Here is a 13,790-nt window from a genome sequence, read left to right as displayed (position 1 = left end):
TTTTAGCTATTTAGAAACATTAGATTGAAGAGCAAAGGATTAAATGTTTAAGGAAGTTGCTTTAATTGCAATTTGATTTCTTCCATTTTTTCGACCAATAAATTTACCATTATTTGTGAAAGACGAGATGTTTGACGTTTTGAAGCGACGCACAGTGCAATGGTTAAACGATGCATACCTTTTTCACGAATGGGCTTAAATACGATCTTTTTTGAGTTTAAAAGTGGTAATGCATCCATATATGACATTAAGCCAATGCCTAATTGTTGTTGAATTAATGATGTTATCATTCTAATGTCATTACATTCTATCTTTTGTATAGGATTAAATTTGTGATGTTTATAGAGTGTATGTACATAATCACTGATGACTAAGGGCTCACTTGGCATGATATGACGCTCATTTAAAGTGTCAGATAAATAGATTTTATCCATGCCGGCTAAGGTGTGATGTGGTGATAAAACATAGCCTAAAGGAATTTCAATAAAGGATAAGATTTCTAATTGATTGTGACTTTTAGGATTTAAGATAATGCCAAAATCTAATTCTGCATCAATGATTTTTCTCGATATTTCTTCACTGCTATTCATACTGATATTGAGATTAATCCATGGATAGCTTTCAGCCATGCGTTGAATACAATCCACGACAAAACCATCATTTAGGGCAGAAATAAAACCCATTTCAATATTGCCGCGACTTAATCCTTGAATTTCATCAAATCGAATTCGAGTCAGCTGATATTCTTTTTGCCATTTAAGCAAATCAGCATAAAGTAATTCACCTGCTAACGTTAGCTTCAGCCCCTGCGGTAAACGCTCAAATAAAGCAACGCCTAACTCTTCTTCAGCAAGAACAATTTGCCGATGCACTGCAGAGACTGAAATAAAAAGCTGTTCTGCGGCTTTACGTAAACTGCCAGTACGGGCAACAGCCATAAAATATTCAGAAAATCGGGAAAAGGTAATCGACATACAGCTATTCAATCTCACGGGCAGTTTACAAAGTACTTATCCATGCTTAAGCGATTTTCATGCCATAACTTTTGATTTTTTCAATTCATTCTGCTTTTGTGTTCTAAAAAGCAGAACATTGTATGCAAATCATTCTAATAGAAAGAAATGCTATCCAAACGTATTTTTGACTTAGAAAAGAACGAATTAGCCCTAGTTACATGGCATAAAAGTTCTGCAAATAATGCGAATGTAGAGATTTAAAAATGAATGCGATTCCTGTACTGAATTTATTTACCCAACCACAATGCAGTTCATTTGATGCAAACGATTGGAATATTTTAGCGCAGCATTGGTACCCAGTTGCACGTACACAGGACGTTTCAGAACAACCGCAACAAGTACAATTACTTGATGTGAAAATGGCATTGTATAAAACTGAAAGTGGAAAAATTCATCTCGTGCGTGATATTTGCCCGCATCGTGGTGTGCCATTAACCAAAGGCTGGGTGAAAGGCGAAGAAATTATTTGCCCATACCACGGCCTACATTATAACGGTGAAGGAAAGTGTGTAAAAATTCCTGCACAGCCGGAACTTACACAAATTTCAGATCGTTTTTCACTGACCAAATTTCCAGTTGTAGAAAAATATGGACTTATTTGGACCAGTTTATTTAACCGCGATGTATCGAAAGCCAATTTTCCAGATTTAGACACGTGGGACAGTGAAGAACATCAGTCAATTCTCCCTCCATTTGTCGATATTGCTGGATCAAGTGGCCGTCAGCTTGAAGGCTTTATTGATGTTGCGCACTTTGCATGGGTACATAACCAAAGTTTTGCTGATCGTGAAAATCCTAAAGTACAAAAATATTCGACCGTTCGAACGGATTATGGCTTACATACAGAGTATGTGAGTGATGTCAGTAACTATCCGCATGGCTTACAACATTTAGCACCAGATGATTTTTTATGGAAACGTACTTTCGATGTCTATCCACCATTTTCAGCTATTTTGACTATCGACTTTCCTGAAAATGGCTTACTTAAAATTTTAAATGCGTGCTGTCCAGTTTCGCACAATAAAACGCGATTATTCGTTCCCTTAACTCGTAACTTTGATACTACAGGAGACTTACAGGCAGTTTATGATTTCAATGCACAAATCTTCGCTGAAGATCAGGACATGGTGGAAAGCCAAAAACCAGAAGAACTTCCTTTAGATATTTCAATGGAGGCACATTTTGAGGCAGATCGTTCATCAACCACTTACCGCCGAATTTTGGCAGAGTGGGGATTGAGCAAACGCTATACAGTTTAAAATGGCTTTGTTGCACAAAGATTTAAAAGATAACACTCTGCTCATTTGAACAGAATTCAAGTGACAACTTGGGTATGAGGACGACCTAATTCTGTAAATTTGTTCAATACGGCTATGCGTGCATGAATCTCATTCACCTGACTAGAAAAACTCCTTGCTGTTAATTTATCACCTAATAGTTTGATGCAATGCATCTTGGTTTCAACTAAACTTCGACGATGATAACCAGACCATTTTTTCCAAAGCGTTCTTCCTAAACGTTTAACTGTTTTCAGTAACTCATTCCGCTCTAAAGATCTCAATTTCTGATCTTTCCATGGTTTTGCATTTTTTCTTGGCGGAATGAGCGCATGTGCATCTCGATCTAGAATGACTTGTCTGCAGTGCTTCGTGTCATAAGCACCATCGGTATAGACCGAATCAATTCGTTCATCTAAGGGAATTTGAGCAAGTAAATCACCGAGTACTTGCGAATCGCTCACATTATTTGTAGTAAGCTGTACTGCACGTATTTGCAAGGTTTCAGCATCGATGCCAATATGAAGCTTACGCCATTGGCGACGATATTCAGGTCCATGTTTCTTACGTTTCCACTCACCTTCACCTAGAAACTTTAAGCCAGTTGAGTCGACGAGTAGATGTAGCCCATCACTACTTTTTTGATAGCTAATCGCAATATCAATATGTTTTTGTCTTCGACAAAGCGTACTGTAATCTGGTGCGGTCCAATTTAATCCACAAAGTTTAATCAGACTTTGAACAAAACCTGTGACCATGCGTAAAGAGAGTCTAAATAAAGATTTGATCATTTTGAAATTATAGGACTGAATAAACCTTATAGGCTAGGTTTGTGCAACAAAGCCCTGTGTATCTGATATTTATGCATCTTTCAATTTCTGAAGATACTATTCATCCAATATCCGCTGTTTTCGATTGAGAACAGCATTCAAAATCACAGCACAAAAAGCCGTTAGCAAAATTGGGCTGTTTAACAGAGGTGAAAGATAAGATGGTAGTTGTGAGAAAATAGTAGGTGAGAATACAGGCAACATACCTATGCCGGCACTGACTGCAATGATGTAGAGATTATTCACATTTTGAAAGTCGACACGCTGCAGTACTTTGATACCATTAGATGTCACCATCCCAAACATAAACAATGCGGCTCCACCTAGAACACATGAGGGTATAGACGCAACAAAGTAAGCTATTTTAGGAAATAGACCTAAAAGGATTAAAAACACACCAGCTAAAGCACATACACTGCGATTCTTAACACCTGTGATCGCTAGCAAACCGATGTTCTGAGCATAGGATGTATACGGGAAGATATTAAAAATCCCACCAATCATTGTGCCAAGGCTGTCAGCTCTAAAACCGCGAGTCAATTTTTCCTGATCCACCTCTTCTTCAACAATTTCACCTACAGCCATGAACATCCCAGCTGTTTCAATGAAAATAACCAGCATGACTACGCACATAGTCAAGACAGCCCAAAAGTTAAACTCTGGAATACCGAAGTGAAATGGCATCACCCAACCTAACCATGGGCTTTCATCTATCTTGTCTAAAGAGATGAGGCCAGAAAATGCAGCGATGATATAACCAATTCCCATCCCGATTAGAACTGAAATGTTGCCCAAAAAGCCTTTAACATAACGGCTGATGATAATAATGCTTAATAGAACACAGGCAGCGATAGATAAGTACAATGGATTTCCAAAGTCTTTTACCCCATATCCGCCAGCGGACCATGTGCCTGCAATACCAATGAGAGATAGACCAATCACAAGAATTTGAGTTCCTGTCACCACAGGAGGGAAGAATCGTATTAACTTTCCAATAAATGGTGAAATCAGGAAGCCAAAGATCCCTGCGATAATGATTGCCCCAAATACACTTAGTAGTCCCATATCTGGATTAGTCCCAATTGCAATCATTGGGCCTACTGCAGTAAAGGTAACTCCCATCATAATGGGAAAGCGAATACCTACATTTTTAAAACCAATAGTTTGAATGAGGGTGGCAATGCCACAAACAAATAGATCTGCAGTAATTAAGAAAGCAATTTCTGCAGTGCTTAACCCTAAAGCTCCTCCAACAATTAGGGGAATTGAAACAGCACCTGCATACATTACCAAGACGTGCTGGATACTGAGAAAAATCATGGAGCTTGGTTTTAAGTTATTGGCTGTGATTGTGTTAGTCATATATGTTTTTCTCCTTCAGCCTAAAAGGTATATTTGACGATGAAACTAGTAGCATTTTGATTAGTTTTAAAATATGGAGTGTCTTCGATTAAGAATTTGTTTTTCCAATAGTCGTATTCAATACCTGCTGCTAATTTTTTTGGGCTTAAGCCTAGATGAGGGCTAAGGTCATATTTGATTTGTGGGTTAAAGTGAAAGTCGGAAGAGTTATTACCTTTGGAATTGACTACCCAATCAATGTATCCATCAAAAATGATTGATGATTTAAGAAATGGGACGGTATATGACCAGGAAGGAGTGATTTGCCATTGTCCACTTGGGGTGTTTCCATCGTCTGGAATGCGATAGTAAAAATTAAGGGTGAAATAATCAAAGCCTTTGATATCTAGGTCAAAACCTGGACCAACTAAATAAGTCCACATATCGTCATAGCCAGGCTGATCTTGAATACTTAAGTCAAAACTCGTAGCTATTAGGACATCTTTCACTGGCCCAAAGCTCAAATTCGTATTGGTTAGTTTTCCTATTGAAAAGCGTGGGGCTATTTCTGTATAGACAGCATTATGTCCTTGGGAAGCAGTCTTTTCACCGTCAAACCAATAAGTGTCGACGAATAGAAAGAGATCTCCCCATCTCCAACTGCTCGCATGTTCAAAAGTAATCGTTTCATGTGTATCCGGCTCTACTTCGAAACCTTTACCATAAAGTGCAGAAATACTATTGGATTGCCAATATAACCAAGGTTTTTCTGCAAAAGAGTAAGTGCTGACTGCACAGGTACTTAATAGTAATGAAGTGATAATTTTTTTCATTTGAATGTCCCCGATATTTAAACGTCAGCACGATGTTTGTAAGTAGCATCAAAGCGTGACTGTAGATATTCCATGCTAGTAATTGGTGAATATTTAGGTGGATTGGATTCGCTGTAACAGTTAGGCAGGCAACGGATTACAGTTTTTGGGCTCGGCTGGATGAAGAATGGGAAAGAAAAACGTTGTTTGCCTTTAGGACTTGAAACACGATGTGGTGTAGATTTGTAGATGTCATTGGACCAACGGGCCATCATGTCGCCGATATTGATAACATAAGTATCAGGAATAGGCGGAGCATCGATCCAATTCCCATTCACATCCTGAACCTGCAATCCCCCTACATCGTCTTGAGCAAGAATAGTCACGCAGCCATAATCAGTGTGTGCTCCAGCATTGAAACTCTCTGATTGCGTATTGTCTAATGCAGGTGGGTAATGAATGAGGCGGAGTGCACACAGACTTTCTTGTAGGCAGTAATCAAAATAATTTTGTGGAAGACCAATGGCATGAGACATGGCATTTAGAAGAACTTTTCCTAAGTCCAACATCTCTTCAAAGTAGCCATCCATTACAGTTTTCCAGTCCTCGATATTCGGATATACATTAGGACCACGTAATGGTTCTTTATTGATTACATCAGGATGATCTGCTTCTAGGTGAACACCCATGTCATATACTTCTTTAAAGTCATTGGGCAGGTCAGGATTAAGTTGTTCAACACCCAATGCACCATATCCTCTGTGAGAGGCTTTGTGTTTTTGGATGTCTATTTCTAGTTTTTCAAGCAGTGGTTTACTAAAAAACTCTTTAGCTAAACTTTGAACTTCTGCAAGGTGATTCGGTTTATAACCACTGATATAGAAGAACCCCCATTCACGACATGCTTGGTCAATTTGGTTGCATATATCTGCATAATCAGGATGGTTAACGTCATAAAGAGGTGCAATGTCGATAACTGGTAATTTTTTCATGGGAAACTCCTTATTATTAGATATATGTTTTTTTGAACATGTCACGATAATGCTGTTCAACACTGATTGGTGGATATAGCGGTTCTGAGTTTTCCTCCAAACACTCTCGAATGCATTCAATCTGATACTGGTGATTACCGCTGTAGAAGAATGGAACAGAATATCGTTCCCCACCTGAGATGTTGATGACGCGATGGAGGGTGGATCTATATGTATTGTTCGTCCACATAGAGATTAGGTCACCTAGGTTAACGACATAACTATCTTCAATTGGCTCTGCCCAAATCCATTGGTTTTGAGTTTGATCCCACACTTGTAAACCGCGGTTATGATCCTGAAGTAATAGGGTTAACCCTCCAAAATCAGTATGTGCCCCGCATCCTTTTTCATTTGGTTGAGCATTAGAGGGTTGTGGAGGATAGTGCAATAAACGCAAGGTGACTAAATCTGCATCCTTGCAGAACTCTGAGAAATAATCTTCTTCCAGACCTAGTGACGAACCGATAGCATGCATGAGCCTTTCTGAGACTTTGATCATTTCTAGTTGGTATTCCTCCATAACCTCTTTGAATCCATCAATATCTGGCCATTGGTTTGGGCCTTGGTTAAAAGCTTTATGGATGACAACAGGATCTGAAGCTGAGCGTTCCTTCCCGATATAAAAGCCTTCCTTGATATCAGGTGGAGAATCAGGTTCAAGGGTTTGTGCTCTTAATTGTTCATAACCTCGGTTTGCTTCAGAAAGCTCGATGGTCCATTGCATTTTCTGTTCTAGGGGAAGACTGAAAAATAATTTGGAATATTCAAAAACCTTATCTTGTAATGCTTTAGAAACTCCATGTCCCGTAATGTAAAAAAAACCTTTATCTAAGCATGCTTTCCGAATATTTGAAGCAATGTTTTGGTGCGTTTGTATGTCATTATCCAAAAGTCCAGAAATATCGATGATGGGTATAGAGGTAATGTTTTGATTGTTTTCCAGCGCAGTCATGTAGCAATCTCTCAAAAATAATGTTTTCTTTTTTTTATAAAATAATCATGAGACCGCATAGCAATGAATATCGATCAAGCTGATGCCAAAAAGAGAGCTATTCTTAATTAATTAAATAAAAACAATTGCTTAAACTTTTTTAAATGAGTGATGATGCTGAAAAAGCAACGGGATGCACTGAAAATAATGCTTTAGGTCCAAAAAATGGCTGCTACTTAATGGCAAGTTTTTTGCTTCTATTTCAATAGCTCATTCAAATTTATAAATGGATTGGGGCTTTAAAATTGGAATAGGATGTGATGTTAAAATGAGTACACGTGGTCTTCGCTTTCACTCAGCAGCAATTCATTATTTTGATGCTGTACGCCGGTGCGGTTCAATCAGGGAAGCAGCCAGACAATTAAATGTCGTATCTTCTGCTGTAAACAGGCAAATTTTAAAACTCGAAGATGAAATTGGAGCACCATTATTCAATCGGGTGCCTTCGGGTATGGTGCTTACTCATGCAGGTGAGTTGTTTTCAAGACATATCAGTTTAGTACTGAGAGATACTAAGCGATTGCAGAATGAATTGGATGCACTGAAAGGGCTTTATAAAGGTCATGTTGAAATTGCGAGTGTTGAAACACTAGCGATTAATTTCCTGCCAGAGATTATTGAAAAATTCCAGGTCAAATATCCTAATATAACTGTAGGGGTTACAATTTTAGGCTCAAAAGATATCCCTAATGAAATCATTGAAAATCGGGTGGATCTAGGCTTGGCTTTTGCCTTGCCAAAGCATAATGATTTGCACCAAATAGCAATATCCCATTTTAAATTAGGTGCAATTGTATCGACTGACCATCCGCTGGCTTCTCAAAAGACGGTGTCATTCCATCAGTGCCTCGACTATGATGTGATTATGCCAAAACCTAATTTGTCTATTTATCAACAGTTGGCGCCATTATTTGCGGGTGCACAACATGCTATTCCAAATTTTAAAATGCAAACGAGTTCTTTGGAATTAATGAAACAGTTAATACTCAGGAATAAGGGAATTGGTTTTCAGACATTCTTTGGGTTGGAAAATGAAATAATTAATAATCGCCTTCGCTATATTCCGCTTAATGATAACAATGGTATCTACTGTGATTTAGGTCTGTATTCACGTAAAGGTCATTATCTTTCTACAGCAACAGACGCTCTCTCCAGGCTTATTACAGATGAAATCCTACAAAGAGGCGAAGCTGGACAATAAACATAACCTGAAAAGTACAACTAAAAAGCTAAGCCCTTATCGAAATCCCTCAATAAAGGCTTAGCTTTGTTTATTTTGGATAAGCAGCATCCACGCCTTTAACGAAATAATTCATACTCATCAATTGCGTATTTGAGAGATGTTTACCTTTTCCCAAAAGTAATGTTCCATCTTGTTTGTAAAGTGGTCCACTAAACACAATATATTGACCGTTACGAATTTTATCTCGGACTGCCAAAACCTTCATTTTTTCATTGTTAGAGACCATTGGACCAAAACCTGCTATATCGATGGCACCTTCCTTGACACCATACCATGTCGATCCCGACTTCCATATTTTGTTATGCACTTGCTGCAAAACAGGAGTATAGATTTTTTCCCAATATAACACTGATGCAGCTAGGTGACCTTTAGGAGCAAACTTACTCATATCTGAGTTCCAGCCAAAGCCAAATTTCCCTTTTTCCTGAGCAGCTTTAACTACAGCGGGTGAGTTGGTGACTTGTGATAATATATCAGCATTTTGCGATATTAATGCAAGTGCAGCCTCATGCTCTTTTCCTGAATCAAACCAAGTGTTAATCCAGACTATCTTGGTCTTAATTTTTGGATTTACAGATTGAGCCCCAAGTGTATAGGCATTGATGTCTCTAATGACTTCAGGAATTGGGAATGGTGCTACAACACCCAAACATTACTTTTAGTCTTATAGCCTGCCAATACCCCTTGCAAGTAAGAGCCTTCATAGGTTCGGATATCATAGACTCCCACATTTTTTGCAGTTTTATATCCGTTCGCATGCATAAAAATGGTGTTCGGGAACTGTTTAGCTACCTTTTCAATGGCATTCATATACCCGAAGGTAGTAGCAAATATAACCTTATTTCCTTGTTGTGCGAGTCTCCGAAATGTACGTTCAGAGTCGGCATTATCTAGAATATTCTCGATATAAGAGGTCTTAAATTTACCCTGTAAGGACTTTTCTGCTTTCAGACGACCTATATCGTGTGAATAAGACCAACCATAATCGTTTTTATGAGCGACATAGACAAAAGCCGCTTGATCAGCGGCCAATGCTGGATTGGCCCCACTGATGAGTAAAAGTCCTAAAAGACTGGCATTTACGAAAATATTTTTTAAATTAAGTAGGTTATTCATGCTGATTCTCTTTGAAGAGTATCAGTTGAATTTTGTTTTGCCATAAATATTGCCAGTCGCTCCTCATAAATCTCACGAATATAATGGGCAACACTGCAACTGTCGGCAAACATGTTGTATTTCCAATTTAAACCATACGACTCTAAATTGATATTATCAACAGTCATAAGTTGAACTTTAGAATTTGGATTGTTCAAGTAGCTATCAATGATTTTACGAATGACTTCTTTGGTTGGTGCAAGCTTATATGCATGCCAGAAGTCTGTATGCCATTCACCTTCCGTAGGTTGATTAAATGGATACTGAATTCCTCGGCCAGGACGATTTGTTCCTAAGCCATTATATGGTCCTGTTTCAAATGCTAACCAGTTAACTGGATTATTCGGGACTGCAGGACGGATCTGCCCCCATGTAACTAAATTTCGATTCAGCCAATCATCTGCAAAACTATCATTATTAAAAGGATCTAACTTTCTGATAGCTTCAGGATCATCACGCATTTGTGATACAGCAAGCTCAATTTCATTTTCAATTTTAAAAATACAATGGCTGTAATCCATTGCAAACTCAAACGGCACACCTTCTTTTTCTATAAGATCAGCCACCGGAATTACTCGACGATAATCTTCAGACCAGTTATCAACGTGGCACTCTAAGGTAACCGTTATTCCTTTACTTTGAGCGTAGGTGTAGAAATCGATATAAGTTTTAGCAACTTCTTCGTTCGTTACATAATGACCATCTGCATGTTTTGCCCAAATCATCATGTTGTGGAATTTGGCCCCTACAGCGGCACTACGATTAATATCCTGTTTGAATGCTTCCTCATCCTTGCCAATGACATATAAGCCACAACCAGAATAAATAGGGATATTTGTTTTCTGACTTGCCTTGATGTAAGCATCTATTTGACTATCTTCAAGAGGGATACGATCCAGAAAATCAAAGACCTCCGCAGCTTTTAGCATTTCGAACTGTTCGAGAATAGTAGGCTCATTCAGGCTTACTGGTCGTTCTTTTGATGAGTTTTGAATGCCTAAACCAGCACAACCTAGAGGAAACATTTTTTTCATAATTTTGATACCAACTGTTGAATAAATTAAACGGCTTCTTTTTTCGATGCGTAAGTTTTTTGATACATATAGGCTAGGTACTCACCTACAGTCATTTCTTTAGGTTCAGCCTTAAATTGATCACCTAAATTTTGCAGCGTTTTGATTTTGTATTCGTAATCCAAGTCAAAGAAGGTTGGAACCGAATAACGTGAGACACCTGCTTTACTATTGAAAACACGGTGCATATTTGAGAGGTAGAGTCCATTAGTCATGAATTGGACTAAATCACCGAGGTTTACGATAAAAGTATCTGGTATGTGAGGTGCACGTATCCATTCACCCTCACTATTGCGTACTTCTAGTCCACCTACTTCATCTTGCAATAAGAGCGTCAGTAACCCCCAATCAGTGTGCGCACCGCACCCTAGCTGATTGTTTACAATTTTTTCAGATTGAGGAGGATAGTGAAGCATACGGGTAATAATGACAGTTTCATCATAGCCTGCCTCGAAGTAGTTTTCTTCAAGCCCAAGAGAAAGTGCCAATAGGCCAGCTAGATGCTTACCCAGTTTTAAAGTCTGTTGAATATAGGTTTCGGTCTGGGTCTTCATTTCAGGAAGATCTTCAGGCCACTGATTCTGCCCATGTTGTGGATAGCTTTTTTGGACATATGGGTGACTTGAATCTAGATTTTTCCCTGACATGAACCCTTCTTTTAAGTCAGGAGGAGAGCCTTCATCAAGTGTTTGAGCTGCCATTGGTTCATAACCACGAAGGCATTTGGAGTTTTTGAAATCAACTTCTAGTTTCTTTTCAATCGGAAGGTCAAAAAACTGTTTTGCAATGTCTAATTGTTTTTGGAGAACTTCAGAAGCGATACCATGATTTTTAATATAGAAGAAACCTGTTGTTCTGCATGCTTTATGGATTTCCCACGCAACAGATTTCCGGTTTTCCAGGTTATCGGAAAAACTGTCGCTTAAGTCGATTACTGGAATACTTTTAGCCGTAGAAGGTGGTGTGTATGTCAACATTTTTGTGGCTCTTTGAACTTTGTTGTTATCAACTTAATGACAATTTAATTCCGTGCATAGCAGAGAATCTCGCTCAACTCGTTGCCAAAAAGGCAACACTAAATAAAGTCAGAGTAGTAATAGGAGTCCAAGTAATTCAGCATCAATTAAGAATTGTGATGAGTTATAAAATGCTAGTTATTCGTTAAGTTTAGATAAGAAGAACAATAATAAGAAAAGTGTTCTAAAAATTAGAAATACCATTCCTAAAGTCTTTAATAGACAGATAGAAAAGAAAAAGTCATGATGCAGCAATGCTAAGAAGTTTGAATTAATCAATAACTTATAAGAGGGGCAGCGCTAAAATGAATGCAATACCAGTTCTCAATTTATTCACTCAGCCACAATGTAGTCAATTTGACCCAAATGACTGGAATATTCTAGCGCAGCATTGGTATCCGGTAGTTCAAATCCAGGATGTAACGACTCAACCGCAGCAAGTTCAGCTTCTTGATGTCAAAATGGCTATTTATAAAACTGAAAGTGGAGAAATTCATCTGGTAAGAGATATCTGTCCACATCGAGGAGTGCCATTAAGTAAAGGATGGGTAGAAGGTGAAAATATTGTTTGTCCCTATCATGGGCTCAACTATAACGCACAAGGTAAGTGCGTAAAAATCCCTGCTCAACCAGAACTTACCCAAATTTCAGATCGGTTCACCTTAACTAAATTCCCTGTAGTTGAGAAATATGGACTAGTTTGGACCAGCTTATTTAGCCGTGATGAAAGTGAAGCTAATTTTCCAGTTCTTGAAACTTGGGATTCAGATGAACATCAATCAATACTCCCACCATTTGTTGATATAGCAGGTTCTAGTGGTCGTCAGCTTGAAGGTTTTATCGATGTGGCACATTTTGCCTGGGTGCATAACAAGGCATTCGCTGATCGTGATAATCCAGTAGTGCCAAAATATGAAACTGAAAGAACAGATTATGGACTTAAAACGATTTATATCTCTACAGTAAGTAACTTTCCTCATAGTTTGAGACATTTAGAGCCAGAGAATTTCTTATGGAAACGAGAATTTGATGTATATCCTCCATTCTCGGCAACACTTACTGTCTATTTTCCTAACAATGGGATTTTAAAAATTTTGAATGCTTGTTGTCCTGTTTCGCATAATCAAACCAGGCTATTTGTTCCGTTGACACGTAATTTTGATACGACGGGTGACCTACAGGCTGTATATGACTTCAATGCACAAATTTTTGCAGAGGATCAGGATATTGTTGAGAGTCAAAAACCGGAAGAACTTCCATTAGATGTTTCAATGGAGGCGCACTTTGCAGCAGACAAATCTTCAACGACATATAGACGGATATTGGCAGAATGGGGATTAAGTAAAAGATATGTGGTCTAGGGATATAAGATAACCTGATTCTCACGATTGGTTGAAATATAAGGGAAATAGTTTCCCTTATATTTTTAGAGATTGATTTCGCAGAAATACTAATATAAAAGTGACTAACCATTTATCGTAATTTCATTGTCTTAGCTTCTTCTAATTAATAAACTTGATTTTGTTACAATATCAAGTTTATACAGGGAGAGACATAGATGGTAAACCAGTATGGTGGAAGTAGAGAAGGGGCAGGACGTAAAGCTCTTTATGATGAACCTACAAAAGTTTTGCGTGTTCCAGAATCTCGTGTAGTTGAAATCAAGAACTATCTCGCAAACTCAAAGAAAGCCAAGTTCGACGATGTAGCTTCTATTACCTTGGTCAATCCAAGTACCGTTATGCATATCCCCTTGAACCGTACCGGGTTTGTCGGAGACTTTTTTATTTAAGTTAGGCCACCTGACCTAACGGGTTAATCTTATCATAGTACATTGCTTCAAACTCAAAAGGCGATACATAACCCAGTGCACTGTGTACACGCTTTTTATTGAACCAATCTACCCAGTTTAGTGTCGCAAGTTGTACATCTGCTAAACCTTGCCAATCTGCTTTTAAATATTCAATCACCTCTGTTTTGTATAAGCCATTCACCGTTTCAGCCA

General features: G+C 38.3%; 12 protein-coding genes and 2 pseudogenes. 4 read left to right on the top strand and 10 right to left on the bottom strand.

The window, feature by feature from the left end:
• Nucleotides 1–47: 47 nt before the first annotated feature.
• Entirely contained in the window at nucleotides 48–974 is a 927-nt protein-coding gene (locus F890_RS03290) for a LysR family transcriptional regulator (protein ID WP_005265716.1), read from the bottom strand.
• Between the two features lie 245 nt (nucleotides 975–1,219).
• On the opposite strand from F890_RS03290, the gene F890_RS03285 reads away from it, so the two are divergent.
• The gene (locus F890_RS03285) at nucleotides 1,220–2,275 is read left to right on the top strand and encodes an aromatic ring-hydroxylating oxygenase subunit alpha (protein ID WP_005090794.1); all 1,056 of its coding nucleotides are present in this window, start codon (nucleotides 1,220–1,222) and stop codon (nucleotides 2,273–2,275) included.
• Between the two features lie 56 nt (nucleotides 2,276–2,331).
• On the opposite strand, the pseudogene F890_RS03280 reads toward F890_RS03285, so the two are convergent.
• The 5 genes and pseudogenes from F890_RS03280 to F890_RS03260 form a co-directional block, all read right to left on the bottom strand.
• Nucleotides 2,332–3,084, bottom strand: a pseudogene (locus F890_RS03280) (IS5-like element ISAha2 family transposase); the annotation flags it as partial.
• 96 nt (nucleotides 3,085–3,180) lie between these two features.
• Nucleotides 3,181–4,485 (bottom strand): nucleobase:cation symporter-2 family protein, encoded by a 1,305-nt coding sequence (locus F890_RS03275; RefSeq protein ID WP_000185581.1) that lies wholly within the window; start codon nucleotides 4,483–4,485, stop codon nucleotides 3,181–3,183.
• Between the two features lie 20 nt (nucleotides 4,486–4,505).
• Nucleotides 4,506–5,297, bottom strand: a complete 792-nt coding sequence (locus F890_RS03270; RefSeq protein ID WP_005265715.1) for an outer membrane protein OmpK — start codon at nucleotides 5,295–5,297, stop codon at nucleotides 4,506–4,508.
• A gap of 17 nt (nucleotides 5,298–5,314) precedes the next feature.
• Nucleotides 5,315–6,268, bottom strand: coding sequence for an isopenicillin N synthase family dioxygenase (locus tag F890_RS03265; RefSeq protein WP_005090792.1), 954 nt, complete (start codon nucleotides 6,266–6,268; stop codon nucleotides 5,315–5,317).
• Nucleotides 6,269–6,284: 16 nt separating this feature from the next.
• Complete coding sequence (locus F890_RS03260) at nucleotides 6,285–7,259, bottom strand: isopenicillin N synthase family dioxygenase (RefSeq protein ID WP_005265712.1); 975 nt, start codon at nucleotides 7,257–7,259, stop codon at nucleotides 6,285–6,287.
• Nucleotides 7,260–7,566: 307 nt separating this feature from the next.
• On the opposite strand from F890_RS03260, the gene F890_RS03255 reads away from it, so the two are divergent.
• Nucleotides 7,567–8,499: a LysR family transcriptional regulator gene (locus tag F890_RS03255; RefSeq protein WP_005265710.1), complete on the top strand. Its 933-nt coding sequence runs from the start codon at nucleotides 7,567–7,569 to the stop codon at nucleotides 8,497–8,499.
• A 70-nt stretch (nucleotides 8,500–8,569) separates the two neighbouring features.
• Here the strand turns inward: F890_RS03255 and F890_RS19320 are convergent.
• From F890_RS19320 to F890_RS03235, 3 genes and pseudogenes are all read right to left on the bottom strand, one after another.
• Nucleotides 8,570–9,657 (bottom strand): annotated as a pseudogene (locus F890_RS19320) (BMP family ABC transporter substrate-binding protein).
• The gene (locus F890_RS03240; RefSeq protein WP_000738084.1) at nucleotides 9,654–10,730 is read right to left on the bottom strand and encodes an apurinic/apyrimidinic endonuclease family protein; all 1,077 of its coding nucleotides are present in this window, start codon (nucleotides 10,728–10,730) and stop codon (nucleotides 9,654–9,656) included. Before F890_RS03240 ends, F890_RS19320 begins: the two are co-directional and overlap by 4 nt.
• A 26-nt stretch (nucleotides 10,731–10,756) precedes the next feature.
• The gene (locus F890_RS03235) at nucleotides 10,757–11,746 is read right to left on the bottom strand and encodes an isopenicillin N synthase family dioxygenase (RefSeq protein WP_005090782.1); all 990 of its coding nucleotides are present in this window, start codon (nucleotides 11,744–11,746) and stop codon (nucleotides 10,757–10,759) included.
• 344 nt (nucleotides 11,747–12,090) lie between these two features.
• Here F890_RS03235 and F890_RS03225 point away from each other — a divergent pair, with 344 nt between their 5' ends.
• Both F890_RS03225 and F890_RS03220 read left to right on the top strand, forming a co-directional pair.
• The gene (locus tag F890_RS03225) at nucleotides 12,091–13,146 is read left to right on the top strand and encodes an aromatic ring-hydroxylating oxygenase subunit alpha (RefSeq protein ID WP_000991568.1); all 1,056 of its coding nucleotides are present in this window, start codon (nucleotides 12,091–12,093) and stop codon (nucleotides 13,144–13,146) included.
• Nucleotides 13,147–13,343: 197 nt separating this feature from the next.
• Nucleotides 13,344–13,577, top strand: a complete 234-nt coding sequence (locus F890_RS03220) for a hypothetical protein (protein WP_005265709.1) — start codon at nucleotides 13,344–13,346, stop codon at nucleotides 13,575–13,577.
• 1 nt (nucleotide 13,578) lies between these two features.
• Here F890_RS03220 and F890_RS03215 read toward each other — a convergent pair.
• On the bottom strand, nucleotides 13,579–13,790 hold a 212-nt coding region (locus tag F890_RS03215), incomplete at its 5' end, for an integrase core domain-containing protein (protein WP_005265707.1).

This window comes from Acinetobacter sp. CIP 64.7, assembly GCF_000369745.1.
GTDB classification, from domain to species: domain Bacteria; phylum Pseudomonadota; class Gammaproteobacteria; order Pseudomonadales; family Moraxellaceae; genus Acinetobacter; species Acinetobacter fasciculus.
The sequence above is the reverse complement of the archived record's forward strand: the minus strand, read 5'-3'. Positions and strand labels throughout refer to the sequence as shown.